Below are 19,536 nucleotides of genomic sequence, written 5' to 3'. Positions count from 1 at the left end.
CTGCGGTCAGCGCCAAGCGTGTGAAGTTTGGGTGCGCTCCGCACCGAAAGTCCCCACGCAACGGTTGGCAGCGGCGAGCGTGTGAAGTTGCGGTGCGCTCCGCACCGAAAAGCCCCACGCAAGCCCCACACGCGCGGGGCGGTCAGGCGGTGAGGAACGCGGTGGCCTGGGCGTGCAGGCGGACCGCGCCGATCGCCCCGGCGCTGCGGGCGACCTCACCGGCCAGCATCCGCGCCCCGGCCTCGTCACCGGCGTCGCGGGCCAGCACCGCGAGCAGGATCTGCTGGCTGAGCAGCCCCGGAACCAGCCCGGCCCGGCTGCTCAGCTCGGTCGCCCGGGCCCACTTCGTCTGCGCCGCCGCCCGATCCCCGCCGTCCCGGTCGTGATCACCGAGGTGCCGCAGCGCCTCCCGTTCCAGCAGCGGGTCAGCGCCGTCCACCCCGGCCCGCAGGGCCGCCGCGTAGTGCCCCGGTGCCAGGTCCCGGCGGCCGAGCAGGTTGTCCGCGATCAGCCCCTGATACATCCGCACCCAGCCGCGCCGCACGTCGTCGGGCGCCCGATCGTGCAGCTGCCCGGCCCGCGCCGACACCGCCGGATCCGCGCCGTCCCTGCGGATCGCGAGCGCGTAACTCTGCTTGAGCCGCAGGAAGTCCAGGTCCCAGTGTTCACCGAGCCCGGCCGCGACGGCGATGCGCCCGGCGGACAGCTCGGTGCCACCGAACCAGTCGGACTCGGCCGCGACCTCGGCCGCCGCCAGCGCCACCCGGAACGTCTCGCCCGCCCCGGCCGCGTCCAGCAGGGACAACGCCCGCGACCAGCGTCCGGCCCGGGACAATTCACGGGCCGCTTCGAGAATCTCATCGAGATCGGTCATGCTCGGCGACGGTAGTTATCCAAAAAACTATCCACAAGAAAACCATTTTGGTACGCCGGGGGAGCGAGGCAGCGGATGCGTGACTCGATCGACGACCATCTCGACCGGTGGGCGGGCACACTCGACACGCTCGACCCGACCCGGGAGGCAGTCCTGGGCCGGCTGTCGGTGCTGGGCCGGCACCTGACCCAGCGGCGGCGGGAGATCCTCGACGCGGGCGGGCTGCAGCGCTGGCAGTTCAAGGTGTTGCTGATGCTGCGGCGCGCCGGCCCGCCGTACGAAGCAAGTCCCTCGGAATTGGCCGACCACCTCGCGCTGACCCGCGGCGCCCTCTCCGCGCGCCTGCGGCCGCTGGAAGCGGACGGTCTGATCACCCGCAGCGCCGGCGACGGTGACCGGCGCCGGGTCCGGGTGCGGCTGACCCCGGCCGGTCTGGCCGCGTGGCAACGCCAGTCCGGCGCCGAGGACGTCTCCGACGCTGCCCTGCTGGCCCCGCTCACCCCGGCCGAGCAGCGACTGCTCGCCGACCTGCTGCGCCGCCTGGTGGTGCAGGCCGAGACCGGCCGGGCCTGAGCGACAGCCGGCTGGTGATGCAGGCCGAGGGCGGCAAGGCGTGCCGGACCGGCGTGCAGGATCAGCGCGGGTGGAACCGGGCGTGTGCCGGTGGGGTGCCGCTGATCCCGGTCACGATGTTCGCCGCGATCGCGCGCAGTTTGACGTTGCGGTCCTGCGACGCGCGGCGCAGGATCCGCAGCGCCTCGGCCGGGGTGCAGCGCTGCCGGGCCATCAGCACCCCGATGGCCTGGTCGATCACCGCCCGGGTCTCCAGGGCCTGCAACAGGTCCGCGCTGAGCTGCTGCTGCTGGGCCAGCTGGATCGCCAGCGTGATCGCGCCGGTGATGGTGCTGGTGAACGCGATCGCCTGGGCGCGCTGGGCGGCGGCGAACGCGCGGGGGCTGCGGGCGTACAAATTGATCGCCCCGACCGGATCGGCGCCGCCGACCGGCAGCGACAGTGAGCTGCGCACACCGCGGTCGAGGGCGGCGGCGGTGAACCGGGGCCAGCGGGTCTCGCGGGCCAGGTCCGGGATCGGGTGGATGACACCGGTGGTGATCGCGTCGAGGCAGGGGCCCTCGCCGTGGTGGTACTGGATCTGGTCGATGCCGCTGGCATACGCGTCGCTGCTGGCGATCGTGTACTGCTCGACGGTGGTGCGCACGGTGATGCCGCAGGACACGCCGGCCATCGCCGCGACCGTGCGGGTCGCCGCCTCCTGCAGGAATTGTTGCAGGGTGCCGGTGGTGAGCAGCAGTTCCTGGAACTCGGCCAGCCATCGGGGCTGGCCGGCGGTGTCGCTGGTCATGGGGTGCCAGCCGATCTGCGCGACGAGGGGAGCGCCGAATCCCTCATTGTCGGAGCGTCCCGGCCGGGGCGGCAAGCCTTGGCACCATCTGTTTGCGCGCCTGCCGCCGGTGCGCCGGACCCCGTCGCGCCGGTAGCGTGGGACACGTGCACGGTGGTGCTCAGGAAGCCGGGCCCCCGGGTGGGTGCCACGCTGCCATCGCGGCCTGGCCCGAGCCAGGAGCATCGCATGGAGCCCGTCACCGGCGCGGACAACACGTTCCTCGTCGCGAACACCACGCAGCTGGTGGTCAGCAACGACGTAGCGACGGGGGTGACCGAGGTGCGGGTGCGAGGCCGGTGGGGCGGTGAGTTGCGCGCCGCGACCGCGCGGGCGTTACGGGCCTGCTTCGCCGAGAACCCGCAGGCGGTGATCGTGGACCTGGCGCAGCTGTCCGATCCGGACGGCGACTCCGCGGCGACCTGGTGCACCGGGCACCGGTTCGCGGCGTCGCGCAGCCCCGGTTCGGTGCTCGTCCTGTGCGATACGCCCGCCGCGGTGCTGCACCGGTTGCAGGGCGCCCCGTCCGGGCGGGCGATCGGGCTGGCGATGAGCATCCCGCAGGCCCGGGCCCGGCTGCGCCGGCCGGCGTGGGCGTACCACGAGCACCTCGATCTGCCGGCCCACCCGGATTCGGCGCGGCGGGCCCGGCTGCTCATCGACGACGCCTGCCAGCTGTTGCGGCTGCCCCGGCACCGCGGCCCGGCCCAGCTGATCATGTCGGAGTTCGTGGCCAACGCGGTCCGGCACGCCGGCTCCGACCTGCGCGCCGCGGTGTCGAGCCGCGGCGGTTACCTGCACCTGGCCGTGCAGGACCAGCACGCGGCGATGCCGCAGCTGATCGACCCGTACCGCTATCCGCCGGCGGCGTTCATCGAGCGGGGCGCCGGGCTGCGGTTCGTGCAGGCGATCGCGCACGCCTGGGGTTCGCTGCCGAGCCGGGCCGGCAAGGTGGTCTGGGCCACCCTGGCGGTCGACGCGAGGTGAGCGCCGCGGACGACGGCCCGGCGCCGCCGGCAGGTTCGGTGACGGTGAGCGCCCAGGTCATCGGCCGCACGTTGCACATCGCGGTCGCCGGGGACCTGGCCTTCGAGGCCCGCGACGTGCTCGACGGCATCCCCGGCCGGTGGCTGACCGCCCAGGTGCGGCACGTCGTGCTCGACGTCGCGGAGGTCGGTTTCTGTGACGCCACCGGGCTGCGCCTGCTCGCGCACACCCTCACGGTCAGTCGCGAGCACGGCGCGTCGTTCACGCTGCGCAACCCGTCGGACCACCTGTGCTGGCTGCTGGGGCTGGCCGGTGCCACCCGGTTGCTGCGCTCGGTGACCGACAACCTCTCCGAGCGCGAGCAGAGCCTGCGGGACCGGGAGTTGCTCGCCGACGAACGTGACCGGCTGCTCGACGAGCGCCGCGACCGGGTCGAGGCGCACCAGGTGTGGGAGGACCTGCGCGAGGACCTGGCCAACGAACGCGAACGCAAACTGGACCGCCGTGACCAGGAGAGCTAGGTCAGTGCCGCGATCAGGGCGCTGATCGCCGGGTGGGCGGCGGCGCCGCGGCGGTACGCGATCCGGGTCCGCCGCCGCAGGGCGAGGGGGATCAGGCGCACCGTCGCGGGGGCGGCGGGCACCGCGAGCTGCGGCACCAGCGACACGCCCTGGCCGGCGCCGACCAGGGCGAGCACGGTCGCGAAGTCGTCGGCGCGATGGCGTACCCGTGGGGTGAAACCCTGCGCCGCGCAGACCCGCAGCGTCACCTCGTGGCACAGCGTGCCGGCGCTGGCCAGGATCCAGTCCAGGTCGCCGGCGGCGCGCAGGTCGGCGCAGGGCGTGCCGGCCGGCACGGCCAGGAACACCGGCTCGTCCAGCAGCGGCACCGAGTCCAGGTCGGCGTGCACCTCGCCGGGCGCCGCGTCGTAGTCGTTGAGCAGCCCGACGTCCAGGCGCCGTTCGCGCAGCGCGGCCGGCACGTCGGCGGGGTCCAGCTCGGTCACCATCAGCTCCAGCGCCGGGTACGCCCGGCCCAGGCCGACCAGCGCGGCCGGCAGCAGGGTGCGCACCGCGGTCGGGAACGCGCCGATCCGCAGCGGCCCGGCGGGCCCGGTGCGTGCCGCGGCCAGGGCCGCCTCGGTCTGCTCCAGCGCGGCGAGAACCCCGGCGGCGTGGGTGGCCAGCACCCGCCCGGCCGCGGTGAAGGCGACCCGGCGGCCGCTGCGTTCCAGCAGCGCCACCCCGGCCTCGCGTTCCAGCGCGGCGAGCTGCTGCGACACCGCGCTGGGCGTGTACGACCGGGCCAGCGCCACCGCCGCGATCGTGCCGAGCCGGTCCAGATCGCAGAGCAGCCGCAGCCGGCGCACATCAAGCATCAGCTCAGCTTACGAGTACCGCCAGAAACGTGAACTGGACCTGATGCTCGTGGCCGGGAACCCTGATGGTCATGGAACTGACCGGCATCTTCGTCCCGATGATCACCCCGTTCGACGCGGCCGGCGAGGTCGCCTATCCGGCCCTGGAACGCCTGGCCGAGGAGGTCCTCGCCGCCGGCGCGACCGGGCTGGTCGCGCTCGGCACCACCGGCGAGCCGTCCGCGCTCCGCCCCGAGGAGCAGCAGGGTGTGCTGACCACGCTGTCCCGGCTCGGTGCCCCGCTGATCTCGGCGATCTCCTTCCCGGGTGCCGACGCCTTGGTGAGCCTGGTCCCGCCGTTCGTCCGGCCCGGCCCCGACGGTGTGGTCGCGCACTTCACCGCGCTGGCCGCGGCCAGTGACGTGCCGCTGGTCGTCTACCACGTGCCGGCCCGCACCGGTCAGGCCCTGGACGCCGCGACCCTGCGCCGGCTGGCCGCGATCGACGGCGTGATCGGGATCAAGTACGCGACCGGCGCGCTGGACGCCGACATGATCAGCCTGCTCGCCGATCCGCCGCCCGGGTTCGCGATCCTCGGCGGCGACGACCTGTACCTGTCCCCGCTGCTCGCCCTCGGCGCCGCCGGTGGCATCACAGCGTCCGCGCACGTCGCCACCGACCGGTTCGCCGCGCTGGCCACCGCGTGGCGCACCGGCGACGTGCCGGCCGCCCGCGCGCTCGGGCACGCGCTCGCCCCGCTGTCCGCGGCGCTGTTCGCCGAACCCAACCCCACCGTGATCAAGGCGGTGCTGCACGCGCAGGGCCGCATCCCGACCCCATCCGTACGGTTGCCGCTGCTCCCGGCCGCCCCCGCCTCCCTGACGACCGCTTTGAGATTCGCCGGATAGAGTGCGCCGCGTGACGGGACGTCTGTTGATCACCGGTGGTAGCGGATCCCTGGGCCGGCGGGTGTTCGCCCGGGCCGCGGCGGCCGGCTGGGAGCCGATCGGCACCTACCTGCACGCCCCGGCGGCGACCGCGCACGTGTGCCTGGACATCCGCGACCCCGCGGACATCCGCCGGGTCCTCGACGAGGTCCGCCCGGACGCGATCGTGCACACCGCGGCCGGGCGGGACCGCAACGACTGGCCGTCGACCGCGGACGGCGCCGCGCACCTGGCCGTCGCGGCCCGCGGCATCCGCCTGGTGCACGTGTCCAGCGATGCGATCTTCTCCGGCCGCGAGGTGCACTACGACGAGGCGGCACTGCCCGACCCGATCTACCGCTACGGCGCCGCGAAGGCCGCCGCGGAGACCGCGGTGCGCGCCGTCGACGCGACCGCCGCGGTCGTGCGCACGTCGCTGATCCTGGGGGACGGCACCGGCGCCCACGAGATCCTCACCCGGGACCTGATCGCCGGGCGGGCCACCGGTGCGCTGTTCACCGACGAGGTCCGCACCCCGGTGCACGTCGACGACCTGGCCGACGCGCTGCTCGAGCTGGCCGCCGGCGGCTACGCCGGGGTGCTGAACGTGGCCGGCGCCGACCCGGTCAGCCGCTACGACCTGGGTGTGCTGGTCGCCCGCCGGGAGGGCCTGGACGCCGGCGCGATCCCGGCCGGTTCGCTGGCCGCGCTGGGCCTGCACCGCCCGACCGACGTGCGGCTGGTCATCGGCCGCGCCGCGCAGGTGCTGCAGACCCGGCTGCGGGGCGCCCACGAGTTCCTGGCCGTCTGATGCTGCCGGTGTGGGACATGGACGGCACCCTGATCGACTCGTCGCGGGTGGTCCCGGCGGCGTTCGTCCGCGCCGTCGCCGAGCTGGGCGCGCCGCCGGTGACCGCGGAGCAGGTGGTGGCCGCGTACTGGCGCGGCACCCCGGAGGTGATCCTCGACCACTTGACCGGCCGGGCGCTGACCGCCGCGGAGCACGACGTGTACTACCGGCACCTCGACGGGGTGCCGGTGACGGCGTACCCGGACATCGCCGCCACCCTCGCCGCCCTGCGCGCCGCGGCGCTGCCGGTCACCGTGTTCACCGGCGCCAGCACCCGGGCGGCGCGGATCCTGCTCGCCGCCGCCGGCCTGGACACAGACCTGATCATCGGCGGTGACCAGGTGGAACACCCGAAACCCGCCCCGGACGGGATGCTGCTGGCCGCCGCCGAGCTGGGCACCACGGCCGGCCGGCTGATCCTGGTCGGCGACTCCTTCCTGGACCTGCGCGCGGCCGCGGCGGCCGGCAGCCGCAGCGCCGCGGCCGGCTGGGGACACCTGCACGACCCGGCCGAACCCGCCGACTTCCGGCTGGCCACACCCCTGGAACTGCTGGCGATAATCGGATGCCCCGGACCGGCCGGCGCGCCGATACTGGCCGGATGAGCGAGACCCGCACGATCCGCGTGACCGTCCGTGGCGCCTTCGACGCCCTGACCGACGCCCAGAAGGCCACCCTGGCCGCCGACGGCGGTGACGACCTGCTGACCGTCCAGTACACCGAGCAGGGCCACCTCACCTACGACATCGCGGCCCGGCCGTTCTTCACGTACCGCTTCGCCGAGCAGGTCTCCTCGGAGAAGGACATCCCGCAGGTCACCGCGCGTGCCGAGGCCAAGACCGTGGCCTGGCTCGACGCGCACGGCTACGCCTACAAGAAGCTGAGCTCACAGACCGTGGACATGTCCGAGGTCCCGCTCGGCAAACGCGGCAAGAAGGAAGCTGCCAAAACGTCCGGTTAACCCATTTCTTGTACGGGTACGGAGCGCCCGCCCGCAGGCTACGAGCCGAGTCCCGCCCGTGAGGCCCCGCGATACCGCCCGCACCCTAGGGCCGCGGCCGCGCCTCCCGCGCCGCGCCCCTCACCACGCCAGGACGGGTGCTGCACTGGTCGTACCGAAAAGGGGTGGTTGTCAGGCTCTTTCCCGGACGTGCCGGTGACCGGGGACGGGATAGCCGCCGCCAGGGGGCAGCTGCTCGGCGAACCGGTAGCCGCCGCGGGCCGCGACCGCGCACGAGCCCGGGTTGTCGACCTGGTGCAGCAGCGACAGCGACGGCACCGCGAACTCGGCGAACGCCCACGTGGTGATCTCCCGCAGCGCCCACGACGCGACGCCCTGGTGGCGGGCGTGCGCGGCCGTCCAATACCCGACCGTCCAGTACGCCAGGTCGGCGTTCGGTAATTTCAGCGCCACGTTGCCGACCAGCTCACCGGCGCGCAGCACCGCGAAGCTGTGCCGGCTGCCGTCGTGCTGGGCGGCGATCCACGCCGCAGCGGGCAGGGCGCGGGTCCAGCGCCGGATCTCCGGGTCGTCCAGCAGCGGCCGCAGCGCCTCCGCGTCGTCCGGCTGCCACGTCCGCAAGGTCAGGTCCATGGCCTTCACCCTAGAGCGTCAACTCAAGGTTGACGAACCCGGATCGTCAACCTACGGTTGACGGCATGACGCAGATGACCCCACCGGTACGCCTCGACGACCTGATCTCCGCGATCACCAAGAACCGCCCCGACCAGCCCCTCGATCGGCTCTCCGACGCCGTGCTGCTCAGTGACCACCTGGGGGAGCTGGCCGACCATCTGATCGGGCACTTCGTCGACCAGGCCCGCCGCTCCGGCGCCTCGTGGACCGAGATCGGTCAGAGCATGGGCGTGAGCAAACAGGCCGTGCAGAAGCGGTTCGTGGCCAAGGACAAGCTCGACGCGTCGCAGGGCTTCAACCGGTTCACCAAGCAGGCCCGCGGCGCGATCGTCGCGTCGATGAACCTGGCCAAGGCGCACGGCAACGCCGAGATCACCCCGGCGCACCTGCTGCTCGGGCTGCTGGAGAACCCGGACAACCAGGCCACCCGGGCGATCGTCGCGCAGGACCGGACCGTCGACGCGGTCCGGGTGGCGCTGATCGCGACCCTGCCCGCCCCGGGTGGCGACGTGCCGGCGCTGATCCCGTACGACGCCCGCTCCCGCAAGGCCCTGGAGCTCACGTTCCGCGAGGCGCTGCGGCTCTCGCACGACAGCATCAGCACCGGTGACGTGCTGCTCGCCCTGCTGGAGGAGGGCAGCCTGGCCGCGCTGGGCCTGGACAAGGCCGCCGCCGAGCAGGCCGTCCTGGCGGCTAGCCCAGAGGGAAGTCAGTGAGGGTCTGCCACGAGTCACCGGCCTCGGGCCGCCCGGTGATCAGCCGCAGCGCGGTGACCCGGGCCCGGATCGGCAGCGCCGGCGCCACCGCGTCGGCCGCCTCGGCCAGCCCGGGCCGGTCGTGCCCGACGGTCAGGTGCGGGACGACGTCGCGGAACTGCCCGCCGTACGGCAACGCGGCCGGGAACCGCACCGCGAGCCGGTTGGTCAGCTCCCGGAACGGCTCGGCCGGGTTCGGCGACAGCCACAGCACCCGCTCGTCGAACCAGCCCACCCGGTCCAGGCTCAGGAAGAACCGCGGCACCCCGGCGGCGATCAGCCGGACCGCGGCGAGCACCTGCGGGCTGAGCTGATCCGGCGGCAGGAACGGGAAGATCACCGTGATGTGCGCGGGCACGCCCCAGGACGCCGAGCGGTCCAGGCGTGCCCGCAGCGCGGCGACGGCCGGCTCGGCCTCCGGAATCGGGATGATCAGGGCACTCTGGGTCGGCTCCATCCGCGAAGTGTGGTGGATGCACGCGAGGGGGCAAAGCACATACTGACGGATGTCATGGATCAGCCGTGACGCCTAGCCCGGGACACCGGTGTCGGCGGACCCGACACTGGTGGCATGACGCTCACCGCTTCAACCGATGTCACGGCCGCCGGTACGGGGCAGCCGGCCGTGCACCTGGACGGCGTGGTCAAACGATTCGGTACGGTCACCGCCGTGGACGGGATCGACCTGCGCATCCGCCCCGGAGAGGTGGTCGCGTTGCTGGGGCCCAACGGCGCCGGCAAGACGACCACCGTCGACATGCTGCTCGGGCTCTCGCAGCCCACCGAGGGCACGGTCCAGGTGTACGGGCGCTCCCCGCAGGACGCGGTCGCGCTCGGCCTGGTGTCGGCGGTGATGCAGTCCGGCGGGCTGCTCAAGGACTACACCGTCGAGGAGACCGTCCGGCTGACCGCGGTGCTGTTCGGCAAGCCGCGCAGCGCCGTGACCACCGCACTCAAACGGGCCGGGATCGCCGACATCGCCGACCGGCTGGTCGGCAAGTGCTCCGGCGGGCAGCAGCAGCGGCTGCGGTTCGCGATGGCCCTGCTGCCCGACCCGGAACTGCTGATCCTGGACGAGCCGACCACCGGCATGGACGTCGGCGGGCGCCGCGAGTTCTGGGACGCGATCCGTGAGGACGCCCAGGGCGGGCGCACGGTCATCTTCGCCACCCACTACCTGGAGGAGGCCGACGCGTACGCCGACCGGGTGGTGCTGGTGCGCCGCGGCCGGATCGTCGCCGACGGCACCGCCAGCGAGGTCAAGAGCCTGGCGGCCGGGCGCACCGTGCGCGCCACCCTGCCCGGCGCCGAGCTGGCCGACCTGACCGGGGTGCCCGGCGTCGAGTCCGCCGAGGTCCGCGGGGACAGCGTCTACCTGCACGGGCGCGACACCGACGCGATCGCCCGCTACCTGCTCAACCAGACGGCCGCCCGGGACCTGGAGATCACCTCCCGGAACCTGGAGGACGCGTTCCTCACCCTGACCGCCGACGAGGAGACCCCGGCATGACCGCCACCACGATCCCGGTCACCGAGCGCCGGCTGCCGGCGTTCGGCGGCTTCTCCCTGGGCATGATCGCCCTGGAGCTGCGCCGGCTGCTGCGCAACAAACGCACCGTCGTCTTCAGCGTGATCATGCCGCCGGCGTTCTTCCTGCTGTTCGGCAGCTCCGGCGACTACCAGACCGAGCGGGTCGGCGACGGCAACGTCACCGCGTACGTGCTGATCAGCATGGCCGTCTACGGCGCGATGCTGGCCACCACGTCCGGCGGCGCGATGGTGTCGATCGAACGGGCCGCCGGGTGGAGCCGGCAGCTGCGGCTGACCCCGCTGAAACCGGCCGCGTACGTCGCGATCAAACTCACCCTCGCCATGATCATCGGTGCGGTGTCGGTGCTCGCCGTCAACGTCGTCGGGATCTTCTTCGGCGCCGACATGCCGGTCGGCACGTGGATCGCCTGCGCCGTGCTGGCCTGGGTCTGCGCGCTGGTCTTCGCCGCGTTCGGCCTGTTCATGGGCTACCTGCTGCCCAGCGAGAACGTGATGCAGATCCTCGGCCCGGGCCTGGCGATCCTGTCGTTCGCCGGTGGACTGTTCGTGCCGCTGGACACGCTCGGGCACACCTTCGCCACGGTCGCCAAGTTCACCCCGGTGTACGGCGTCGGCGAGCTGGCCCGCTACCCGCTGACCCACGACGGTGACGTGTGGGTGGCGATCCTCAACGTGGTGGTCTGGACCGCGTTGTTCGCCCTCGGCGCGATGTGGCGGTTCCGCCGCGACACCGCCCGGGTCTGACCCGTACCTTTCCCCTCATGACCGCGACACCGCCCGACGAGCTCAGCCGCCGCCCCCGCGGCGGCTGGGTGTTCGGCGCGATCTGGCTGTTCTACCTGGGCGAGAACCTCACCGCCCTGCTCGACCACCCGGACGGTGCCTGGCGCGATACCGGCCTGGCCGCCCTCGCCCTGTTCGCGATCACCTACGTGGTGCTGCTCGGCACGATGCGCCGCACCCGCCGCGACATCGCGTACCCGGAACGGGCCCTGCCGATCTGGCTGGGCCTGCTCGCCATGCTGGTCCTGGCCCTGCTGCAGGTGCCCGCCGCCGGACAGCACACCCTGACCTGCGCGGTCTACATCAGCGCCACCGCGGTGATGGGCCTGCCGCTGCGCCAGGGCCTGCCGGTCGCCCTGACCGTCGCCGTCAGCGTCGAGACCGCCATCCGGTTCGTGCCCGGCTGGCACGGCAGCAGCCAGGGCTACGCGCTCGCCGTCGTGCTCGCCGCCGCGGCGACCTGGGGCATGCGGCTGGCCCTGGAACGGCAGAGCCGGCTGATCCAGGCGCAGAGCGAGATCGCCGAGCTGGCCGTCGCCGGGGAACGCTCCCGGATCGCCGGCGACCTGCACGACATCCTCGGGCACTCGCTGACCGTGGTCGCGGTCAAGGCCGAACTCGCCCAGCGGCTGCTCGACGTCGACGTCGAGCGGGCCCGCGCCGAACTGCGCGACCTGGAGGCCCTGGCCCGCGACGCCCTCGCCGACGTGCGGGCCACCGCGCTGAACATGCGCGGCATCTCGCTGCCCGGCGAGATCGCCGCCGCGAGGGCCGCGCTGGCCGCCGCGAACGTCAAGGCCGACCTGCCCGGCGCCGCCGACGACGTGCCGACCCGCAACCGGGAGCTGTTCGCCTGGACCATCCGGGAAGCGGTCACCAACATCGTGCGGCACAGCCGGGCCCGCAACGCCGAGGTCCGGCTGAGCCCGGACAGCGTCGAGATCGTCGACGACGGCCCGGGCGCCGCCACCGCCCCCGGCGCCGGGCAGGGCCTGGCCGGCCTGCGCCGGCGCGCCGACGAACTCGGCGCGCACCTGACCGCCGGGCAACGTGGTGACGAGCCCGGATTCCGCGTACGCATGGAGGTCCCGTGATCAAGCTGCTGCTCGCCGACGACCAGGCCCTGGTCCGTGGCGCGATGGCCGCCCTGCTGGACCTGGAACCCGACCTGAAGGTGGTCGTCGAGGTCGGCCGCGGCGACGAGGTCGTCGAGCAGGCCCGCGCCCACGAGGTCGACGTGGCGCTGCTCGACGTGCAGATGCCCGGCCTGGACGGGATCTCCGCGGCCCGGCTGCTCGCCGACGCGCTGCCGCAGTGCCGGGTGCTGATGGTGACCACGTTCGGCCGGGCCGGCTACCTGCGCCAGGCGATGGCCGCCGGGGCCAGCGGATTCGTCGTCAAGGACACCCCGGCCCGGCAACTGGCCGACGCGGTCCGCCGGGTGCACCAGGGCCTGCGGGTGGTCGACCCGGCCCTCGCCGCGCAGAGCCTCGCGCACGGCGACTCGCCGCTGACCGAACGCGAGACCGACGTGCTGCGCGCCGCCCGCGACGGCGGCACGGTCGCCGACATCGCCCGCGAGCTGCGCCTGTCCGACGGCACGGTGCGCAACCACCTGTCCGCGGCGATCGGCAAGACCGGCGCACGCACCCGCGCCGAAGCCGTCCGCCTCGCCGTCGACAACGGGTGGCTGCTCGGCTGAGGTTTCTGCATCGAGTCGCCGCGCCGGTCCCGCGGATCTGCTACGTGCCCATCTCGCGTACTTGAGAAAAAATTCGCAGTGCAACCAAGCGGCAACCGAGAGTGCCCAATTCCTGCACCCGTCACCGCGAAAAGTTCCCCCTGCAACCGACATTCCGGGGGGAACCGAGATGACCGTGACCACGCTGAACACCGACAAGGCCGTCACCCGCGCGCAGGAGCAGATGATCCGCGACAACATGGCGCTGGTCGGTCACATGGTCCGCGAGATGCTGTTCAAGGTTCCGCCGCACGTGCACCGTGACGACCTGGCCTCGGCCGGCTACGCCGCGCTGGTCACCGCCGCCCGCGCGTTCGACGCCGAGCGCGGCATCCCGTTCGGCCGGTTCGCCGCCGTCCGGGTCCGCGGCGCCCTGCTCGACGAGCTGCGCAGCATGGACTGGGCGAGCCGGTCGGTGCGGGCCCGGGCCCGGCGCGCCGACGTGGCCCGCGAGGAGCTGACCCGCCAGCTGGGCCGCACCCCGACCGCCGAGGAGCTCGCCGAGCTGCTCGGTGTCGCGGTCGGTGAGCTGTCCAGCGTCGACGACGACGTGCAGCGCGCCTCGGTGCTGTCGCTGCAGGGCTTCGCGACCGGCGCCGCCGACGACATGGTCACCGAGAACGCGATGAACCCGGAGGAGATGCTGCTGCACCGCGAGCGGCTCGGCTACCTGCACGACGCGGTCACCGTGCTGCCCGAGCGCCTGCGGTTCGTCGTCGAGGCGTCGTTCCTGCAGGAGCGCCCGCTTGCCGAGGTCGCCGCCGAGCTGGCCGTCACCGAGTCGCGGGTCTCGCAGCTGCGCACCGAGGCCCTGGCGCTGCTGCGCGACGGCCTGACCACCCACATGGACCAGGTCGCCGCACCGACCGCCAAGGACGGCTGTGTCACCCGCCGCCGCGCCGCCTACGCCGCGCAGATCGCCGCCCGCAGCACCATGTCGACCCGGCTGAGCGTCACCGACGCCCAGGGCATGCGCCTGGCCGCGGCCGCATGATCCACCGTACGGCGGGGCCGACCCGGCCCCGCTCTCAGTCCTCGACCGGCACCTGGCCCTTCACGTCGTCGTACCCGCGCTCGGCGGGCGGCTCACCCGGCGCGTAGATCACCCGGATCACCCCGGTCGGGAACACCTCGGTCGCGGTGACCCTCAGGTGGTACGGGCTGTCCCCGTCGTCGAACAGCCGCCGCCCCTTGCGGGCCGCCACCGGATGCACCAGCAGCCGCAGCTCGTCGACCAGCCCGGCGGCCAGCAGTTGCCGCACCACCGAGATCGAGCCCGGGATCAGGATCCCGGTGACGCCGGGGTCCGCCTTGAGCGCCGTCACGGCCTCGGCGAGCTCCCCGTCGAGCCGTTCCGAGTTGCGCCAGGTGAACGCCTGTTCCTGCCGGGTCACTACGACCTTGCGGAGGTCGCCGAGCTGCTTGGCGAACCCCGCGTCGTCACCGCCGGCCGCCTCCCGCTCCGGCCACGCCCCGGCGAAACTGTCGTAGGTCGAACGCCCGATCAGCAGCACGTCGGCGGTGTCGTAGTCCTCGCCGACCGCGCGCCCCATGTTCTCGTCGAAATACCGGAAGTGCCAGTCCGGGTCGATCTCGGCGACCCCGTCCGCCGCGATGAACAGCGTCGATATCACTTTCGCCACCACACGTCTCCTTCGGCTCGGATGTGTTCGCCGCTCCATTCTCACCCGGCCTCAAGCCGGGAACTGCGCCATCAGGTGGTCCCGCCACGCACCGACCGCCAGTGGCCGGCGGCCTGCTCGGCGGCCCGGCGCCTGGCCAGCCGCCGTCAGCGGCTCGCGAGCGCCGCGCCGAGCCGCCGCAACCCCGCCACGATCTGATCCGGTGCCGTCGAGGTGAACGACAGCCGCAACGTCGCCCGATCCGGCGCACCGGCAAAAAACGGCGCCCCCGGCACGAACGCCACGTCATGCTCCAGCGCCACCGGCAGCAACTCCGCGGTGTCCACCCCGCCGGGCAGCCGCACCCACACGAACATCCCGCCGTCCGGATCACTCCACGTCGCCCCGTCCGGCACCACCTGCGGCAGCATCGCCACCATCGTGTCGCGCCGCTCCCGGTACGCCCCGCACAACATCCGCACGTGCCCGTCCAGGTCGGCCGACGCCAGATATTCCGCCGCTGCCGCCTGATCGACCGTCGAGGTGTGCAGGTCAGCGGCCTGTTTCGCCACCACCAGCGCCGCCCGCAGCTCCCGCGGCGCCCGCACCCAGCCCAGCCGCAACCCCGGCGCCCCGACCTTCGACAGACTCCCGAGATACACCACCGCTTCGTCGTACGACGCGAGCGCGCTCAGCCCCTCCCCGCGATACCGCAGCTCCCCATACGGATCGTCCTCGACCACCACCACCCCGTACCGCCGGGCCAGCTCGACGATCGTGGCCCGTCGCTGCGCCCCCAACGTCCGCCCTGTCGGGTTGGCGAACGTCGGCACCAGGTACAGCAGCACCGGCCGCTCCCGCGCGAACACCGCCGCCAGCTCTTCGGGATCCACCCCGGCCCCCACCGGCACCACCCGAGCTCCCGCCATCCCGAAACACTGCAGCGCCGCCAGATACGTCGGCTCCTCCACCACGACCACGGCCCCCGGATCCAGCAGCGCCGCCGCCACCAACGTCAGCCCTTGCTGCGACCCGGTCGTCACCAGCAGATCCTCCGCACCGGTGGCCAGCCCCCGCCGGCTCAACCGCTCCGCCACGAGCCCGCGCAACCCCGGATTCCCCTCGGTGGGCGCGTACTGCAGATGCCGCCGCGCCGCAGACCCCGACAGCACGGTGTCGAAAGCCGCCCGCCAACCGTCGACATCAAAAAGTTCCGGCGCCGGCAGACCCCCGGCAAACGAGATCACCTCCGGCCGCTCGATCAGCGCGAGCAGATCACGCACGGGGGAGCTGACAACCTCAGCAAGACGACGACTGACCATCACAGAGTCCATTCGCGGGGGAGAGGAAACACCACAGCCCACGGACCCGAACGGTCATGCCATCAGCACGTGCGGCACAGAAAGCACCTGGTCAAGGCGCCCCCAAACCCTAACCCCGCCCACCGGAAGATTGGCCCCACAATTGGTCCGCCCCACAACCCACCTCACCCGTCGCTGCCCAGGCCGGATCCCACGGAGGCCGAACCGCCCCCACCGCGCAAACCAACTTGCCCCCAGCCACCCGCAGCAGGCACAGTGACCCAAATGCCCGCCCATCTCAAAGCCACCTCCCTGGGACAAGCCCACGACGGTGACCTGCTCTTCGACGGCTTCGACCTGGTCCTGCAGGACGGCGACCGGATCGGCGTGGTAGGCCCCAACGGCGCCGGCAAAACCACCCTGCTGCGCGTCCTCGCCGGTGAACTACCACCCACCCGCGGCGCGGTCACCCGCAGCCCCGGCGCCCAGATCTCCTACGTCACCCAGCAGGTCCCCGACCCGCACGGCACCGTCGGCGACTTCCTCACCGAAGGACTCGGCGACCTCGCCGACGTCACCGCCGCCATGCGCGCCCTGGAAACCCGGCTCGCCGCCGGCGACGACGTCCTCGACGAGTTCGCCGACGTCCAGGAACGCTGGACCGCCCTGGAAGGCTGGACCGCCGAGACCCGGCTGACCGAAATCCGCCAGCGCCTCGACATCGACCACCTCGACGACGACCTCCCGCTGGCCACCGTCTCCGGCGGCGAACAAGCCCGGCTGATGCTCGCCCGCGCCCTGCTCGCCGGCCCCGACCTGCTGCTGCTCGACGAACCCACCAACCACCTCGACGCCGACGGCGCCGCCTGGCTGCGCGACTGGCTCCAGGACTTCCCCGGCGGCGTGCTCACCGTCAGTCACGACCGCGCGTTCCTCGACGCCGTCGTCACCCGGATCATCGAACTCGACGGCATCGACGAACAACCCCAGGACTATCCCGGCGCCGGCTACACCGCCTACCGCGACGAGAAACAACGCCGCTGGCAGCGCCTGCTGCTCGACTTCGAAGCCCAGGAGAAGGACCGGATCCGCTGGGAAGCCGACATCGAACGCACCATGGGATTCGCCCACGGCGTCGAGAACGCCGACCGCTCCAGCGCCACCGCCCCGCACCTGCGCCGCGTCGCCCGCCTGGTCGCCCGCAAAGCCAAGGTCCGCGAACGCCGCCTGCGCCGGCAGATGGCCTCGGTACGGTGGATCGCCGAACCCCGCCGCCGCCCGCCACTGACCCTGGCGTTCCCCGCCGACACCGGTGACCCCGGCGAGATCGTCCTGAAGGTCCGCGACCTCAGCGTCGCCTTCGCCGGCCGCACCCTGCTGGACCGCATCGACCTCGACGTCACCCGCGCCGACCGGATCCTGATCACCGGCCGCAACGGCTCCGGCAAGACCACCCTGCTGCGCGCCATCGCCGAGGCCCACCCCGACGTCGCCGTCCTCCCGCAGACCACCGACCACCTGCGCACCGACACCACCGTCATGGACTACTTCCGCGCCGAAGTACCGGTCTACGTCGACGACGCCGAACGCCTGCTCACCGGCCACCAGTTCGAACCCGAACAGTGGACCTCCCGGCTGCGCGACCTGTCCGCCGGAGAACTACGCCGGCTGCTGCTCGCCGTCCTGGTCAACAGCCCCGCCCGGATCCTGCTGCTCGACGAACCCACCAACTTCCTCGACTTCGCCGCCCTCGACGTCATCGAAGAAGCCCTGCGCCGCTACAAAGGCACCCTGCTGACCGTCAGCCACGACCGGTACTTCGCCGACGCCGTCGGACACACCCGCACCTGGCATGTCGCCGACCGCGCGGTGATCGAAAGCTGAGAGCATGGGGCGCATGTCGCTGCTGCCCCACATCTCCGCCTCCGCACACCAGTTCACCGAGGCCTGGCTGGAGAACCGGCGGCTGTCCGACCACACCCGCGACGCGTACCGCCGCGACGTCACCACCTGGCTCGACTGGTGCGCCGGCCGTGGCCTCGACCCGCGCGCCGCCACCTTCCTCGACGTCAACGCGTACGCCCGCGGCCTGGAAGCCCGCCCGATGGCCGCCGCCACCGTCGCCCGCAAACTCTCCGGCCTGTCCAGCTGGTACTCCTTCCTGCTCAAACTCGGCGCCGTCGCCACCAACCCGGTCGGCGGCGCCGACCGGCCCTACGTCGACCGCGACCACTCCGCCACCGTCGGGCTCACCGGCGAAGAAGTCGACGCGCTGCTCGCCGCCGCCGACCGCCAGACCGGCCCGGCCGCGATCCGGCACCGCGCCGTGCTCACCCTGCTCGCCGACCTCGGCCTGCGCGTCAGCGAACTCGTCAGCCTCGACCTGAGCGACCTCGGCTGGGAACGCGGCCACCGCACCGTCCGGTTCATCGGCAAAGGCGGCCGCCCCCGCCGCCGCGTGCTCACCCCCGGCGCCGCCCTCGCCCTCGACGAATACCTGCGCGTACGCGGACCGGGGGAGGGACCCGTGTTCGCCACCACCACCGGCGCCCGCCTCGACCGGCACGCCGTCTTCCGCCTGGTCCGCCGGCTCGCCGCCGACGCCGGCATCCCCGGCGCCGAAAAGATGTCCCCGCACTCACTACGCCACGCGTTCGCCACCACCGCCCGCGCCGAAGGCGTACCCCTCGAAGACGTCCAGGACGCCATGGGCCACGCCGACCCGCGCACCACCCGCCGCTACGACCGTGACCGCCACAACCTCGACCGTGACCCCGCGTACACCATCGCCGCCGCCCGGGACCGCCGTCGCTCGGCGTGATCGGCACCCCTATGCTCGGGACCGGCCAGGCACAGTTCAACAGGGCGGGATCAGGTTTTGAATATCTTCGAAGCGGTGTTGCTGGGCGCGGTGGAGGGCGTCACCGAGTTCCTCCCGGTGTCCAGTACCGGTCACCTGACCATCCTGGAGAAACTGCTCGGTTACCAGATCGACGACCCGGACATCACCGCGTTCACCGTCATCATCCAGTCCGGCGCGGTCATCGCCACCATCATCTTCCTGCTGAAGGACATCCTGCGGATCGTCCCGGCGTTCCTCGGCGGCCTGGTCAGCAAACCCAAGCGCGACAGCCCCGACTACCGCTTCGGCTGGGCCGTCATCCTCGGCTCCATCCCCATCGTGATCATCGCGCTGCTGTTCAAGGACACCATCGAGACCACCCTGCGCAGCCTCTGGTTCGTCGCCGGCGCCCTGCTCGTCTGGTCCGGCGTGATGGCCTTCGCCGACCACGCCGCCACCCAGGTCCGCCACGAGGACGACGTCACCTGGAAAGACACCCTGATCATCGGGTTCGTCCAGTGCATGGCCCTGATCCCCGGCATCTCCCGCTCCGGCGCCACCATGTCCGCCGGCCTGCTGCGCGACTTCGACCGGGTCACCGTCACCAAACTGTCGTTCTTCCTGTCCATCCCGGCCCTGCTCGGCGCCTCCCTGCTGCAGGGCTACCAGGAATACGACCGGATCGCCGGCGGCGTCGGCTGGGTCAACACCCTGGTCGCCACCGCGGTCAGCTTCGTCGTCGCCTACTTCTCGGTGAACTGGCTGCTCAAGTTCGTCGCCAAGCACTCCTACAGCGTGTTCATCTTTTACCGCCTCGCCCTCGGCTCCCTGCTGATGCTGCTGCTCGCCACCGGCACCATCACCGCCCAGTAGCGTCCCGACGCAAAAAAGCGCTCGCACCGAACGGTG

Annotated in this window: 23 protein-coding genes; 16 read left to right on the top strand and 7 right to left on the bottom strand. The window is 72.7% G+C overall.

Translation table 11 applies throughout. The features are described from left to right. Positions 1-142: 142 nt before the first annotated feature. Entirely contained in the window at positions 143-874 is a 732-nt protein-coding gene (locus tag Apa02nite_RS16835) for a hypothetical protein (protein ID WP_203825791.1), read from the bottom strand. A gap of 75 nt (positions 875-949) precedes the next feature. Here Apa02nite_RS16835 and Apa02nite_RS16830 point away from each other — a divergent pair, with 75 nt between their 5' ends. Beyond that, positions 950-1,447: a MarR family winged helix-turn-helix transcriptional regulator gene (locus tag Apa02nite_RS16830; protein WP_203825790.1), complete on the top strand. Its 498-nt coding sequence runs from the start codon at positions 950-952 to the stop codon at positions 1,445-1,447. A gap of 61 nt (positions 1,448-1,508) precedes the next feature. Here the strand turns inward: Apa02nite_RS16830 and Apa02nite_RS16825 are convergent, their stop codons facing one another. After that, positions 1,509-2,237: a GAF and ANTAR domain-containing protein gene (locus Apa02nite_RS16825; protein WP_203825789.1), complete on the bottom strand. Its 729-nt coding sequence runs from the start codon at positions 2,235-2,237 to the stop codon at positions 1,509-1,511. Positions 2,238-2,465: 228 nt separating this feature from the next. Between Apa02nite_RS16825 and Apa02nite_RS16820 the strand changes: the two genes are divergently transcribed. Next, positions 2,466-3,263, top strand: coding sequence for an ATP-binding protein (locus Apa02nite_RS16820; protein WP_203825788.1), 798 nt, complete (start codon positions 2,466-2,468; stop codon positions 3,261-3,263). Positions 3,264-3,307: 44 nt separating this feature from the next. After that, positions 3,308-3,784 (top strand): STAS domain-containing protein, encoded by a 477-nt coding sequence (locus tag Apa02nite_RS16815; RefSeq protein ID WP_203825787.1) that lies wholly within the window; start codon positions 3,308-3,310, stop codon positions 3,782-3,784. On the opposite strand, the gene Apa02nite_RS16810 is transcribed toward Apa02nite_RS16815, so the two are convergent. After that, positions 3,781-4,641, bottom strand: a complete 861-nt coding sequence (locus tag Apa02nite_RS16810; RefSeq protein ID WP_203825786.1) for a LysR family transcriptional regulator — start codon at positions 4,639-4,641, stop codon at positions 3,781-3,783. The two genes, Apa02nite_RS16815 and Apa02nite_RS16810, sit on opposite strands and share 4 nt — an antisense overlap. A 71-nt stretch (positions 4,642-4,712) precedes the next feature. On the opposite strand from Apa02nite_RS16810, the gene Apa02nite_RS16805 reads away from it, so the two are divergent. From Apa02nite_RS16805 to Apa02nite_RS16790, 4 genes are read left to right on the top strand one after another with little or no spacing between them, the layout of a single operon-like run. Then, on the top strand, positions 4,713-5,528 hold the full coding sequence (locus Apa02nite_RS16805) for a dihydrodipicolinate synthase family protein (protein WP_203825785.1): 816 nt from the start codon (positions 4,713-4,715) through the stop codon (positions 5,526-5,528). Between the two features lie 10 nt (positions 5,529-5,538). Next, positions 5,539-6,357 carry a sugar nucleotide-binding protein gene (locus Apa02nite_RS16800; RefSeq protein ID WP_203825784.1) on the top strand — a complete coding sequence of 273 codons (819 nt, stop codon included), beginning with the start codon at positions 5,539-5,541 and terminating at the stop codon, positions 6,355-6,357. Between the two features lie 17 nt (positions 6,358-6,374). Beyond that, complete coding sequence (locus Apa02nite_RS16795) at positions 6,375-7,001, top strand: HAD family hydrolase (RefSeq protein WP_239164359.1); 627 nt, start codon at positions 6,375-6,377, stop codon at positions 6,999-7,001. Next, the gene (locus Apa02nite_RS16790; RefSeq protein WP_203825782.1) at positions 6,998-7,357 is read left to right on the top strand and encodes a DUF6204 family protein; all 360 of its coding nucleotides are present in this window, start codon (positions 6,998-7,000) and stop codon (positions 7,355-7,357) included. Before Apa02nite_RS16795 ends, Apa02nite_RS16790 begins: the two co-directional genes overlap by 4 nt. 171 nt (positions 7,358-7,528) lie before the next feature. Here the strand turns inward: Apa02nite_RS16790 and Apa02nite_RS16785 are convergent, their stop codons facing one another. Further along, positions 7,529-7,990: a GNAT family N-acetyltransferase gene (locus Apa02nite_RS16785; RefSeq protein WP_203825781.1), complete on the bottom strand. Its 462-nt coding sequence runs from the start codon at positions 7,988-7,990 to the stop codon at positions 7,529-7,531. Between the two features lie 74 nt (positions 7,991-8,064). On the opposite strand from Apa02nite_RS16785, the gene Apa02nite_RS16780 reads away from it, so the two are divergent. Next, positions 8,065-8,748: a Clp protease N-terminal domain-containing protein gene (locus tag Apa02nite_RS16780; RefSeq protein ID WP_373872961.1), complete on the top strand. Its 684-nt coding sequence runs from the start codon at positions 8,065-8,067 to the stop codon at positions 8,746-8,748. Here Apa02nite_RS16780 and Apa02nite_RS16775 read toward each other — a convergent pair. Continuing rightward, entirely contained in the window at positions 8,726-9,244 is a 519-nt protein-coding gene (locus tag Apa02nite_RS16775; RefSeq protein ID WP_203825779.1) for a 2'-5' RNA ligase family protein, read from the bottom strand. The genes Apa02nite_RS16780 and Apa02nite_RS16775 overlap by 23 nt on opposite strands. Before the next feature lie 114 nt (positions 9,245-9,358). Here Apa02nite_RS16775 and Apa02nite_RS16770 point away from each other — a divergent pair, with 114 nt between their 5' ends. The 5 genes from Apa02nite_RS16770 (at position 9,359) to Apa02nite_RS16750 (ending at position 13,856) form a co-directional block, all read left to right on the top strand. Beyond that, on the top strand, positions 9,359-10,297 hold the full coding sequence (locus Apa02nite_RS16770) for an ABC transporter ATP-binding protein (protein WP_203825778.1): 939 nt from the start codon (positions 9,359-9,361) through the stop codon (positions 10,295-10,297). Next, a complete protein-coding gene (locus Apa02nite_RS16765) occupies positions 10,294-11,082 on the top strand; it encodes an ABC transporter permease (protein WP_203825777.1) in 789 nt (262 codons plus the stop codon). The genes Apa02nite_RS16770 and Apa02nite_RS16765 overlap by 4 nt, the downstream gene beginning before the upstream one ends. A 17-nt stretch (positions 11,083-11,099) precedes the next feature. Further along, entirely contained in the window at positions 11,100-12,215 is a 1,116-nt protein-coding gene (locus Apa02nite_RS16760; protein ID WP_203825776.1) for a sensor histidine kinase, read from the top strand. Then, on the top strand, positions 12,212-12,823 hold the full coding sequence (locus Apa02nite_RS16755; protein ID WP_067694831.1) for a response regulator transcription factor: 612 nt from the start codon (positions 12,212-12,214) through the stop codon (positions 12,821-12,823). Before Apa02nite_RS16760 ends, Apa02nite_RS16755 begins: the two co-directional genes overlap by 4 nt. Positions 12,824-12,992: 169 nt before the next feature. Next, on the top strand, positions 12,993-13,856 hold the full coding sequence (locus Apa02nite_RS16750; protein WP_203825775.1) for a sigma-70 family RNA polymerase sigma factor: 864 nt from the start codon (positions 12,993-12,995) through the stop codon (positions 13,854-13,856). A 34-nt stretch (positions 13,857-13,890) separates the two neighbouring features. On the opposite strand, the gene Apa02nite_RS16745 is transcribed toward Apa02nite_RS16750, so the two are convergent. Together Apa02nite_RS16745 and Apa02nite_RS16740 are read right to left on the bottom strand one after the other, a co-directional pair. Continuing rightward, entirely contained in the window at positions 13,891-14,505 is a 615-nt protein-coding gene (locus Apa02nite_RS16745; protein WP_203825774.1) for a dihydrofolate reductase family protein, read from the bottom strand. 146 nt (positions 14,506-14,651) lie between these two features. Continuing rightward, positions 14,652-15,767, bottom strand: a complete 1,116-nt coding sequence (locus Apa02nite_RS16740; RefSeq protein WP_239164358.1) for an aminotransferase-like domain-containing protein — start codon at positions 15,765-15,767, stop codon at positions 14,652-14,654. A gap of 303 nt (positions 15,768-16,070) precedes the next feature. On the opposite strand from Apa02nite_RS16740, the gene Apa02nite_RS16735 reads away from it, so the two are divergent. From Apa02nite_RS16735 to Apa02nite_RS16725, 3 genes are read left to right on the top strand one after another with little or no spacing between them, the layout of a single operon-like run. Continuing rightward, entirely contained in the window at positions 16,071-17,669 is a 1,599-nt protein-coding gene (locus Apa02nite_RS16735; protein WP_203825772.1) for an ABC-F family ATP-binding cassette domain-containing protein, read from the top strand. A gap of 4 nt (positions 17,670-17,673) precedes the next feature. After that, complete coding sequence (locus Apa02nite_RS16730) at positions 17,674-18,606, top strand: tyrosine-type recombinase/integrase (RefSeq protein WP_067694887.1); 933 nt, start codon at positions 17,674-17,676, stop codon at positions 18,604-18,606. A 57-nt stretch (positions 18,607-18,663) separates the two neighbouring features. After that, a complete protein-coding gene (locus tag Apa02nite_RS16725) occupies positions 18,664-19,500 on the top strand; it encodes an undecaprenyl-diphosphate phosphatase (protein ID WP_203825771.1) in 837 nt (278 codons plus the stop codon). Positions 19,501-19,536 lie beyond the last annotated feature (36 nt).

This window comes from Actinoplanes palleronii, assembly GCF_016862315.1.
GTDB classification, from domain to species: domain Bacteria; phylum Actinomycetota; class Actinomycetes; order Mycobacteriales; family Micromonosporaceae; genus Actinoplanes; species Actinoplanes palleronii.
This window is presented reverse-complemented; position numbering and strand designations above follow the sequence as displayed.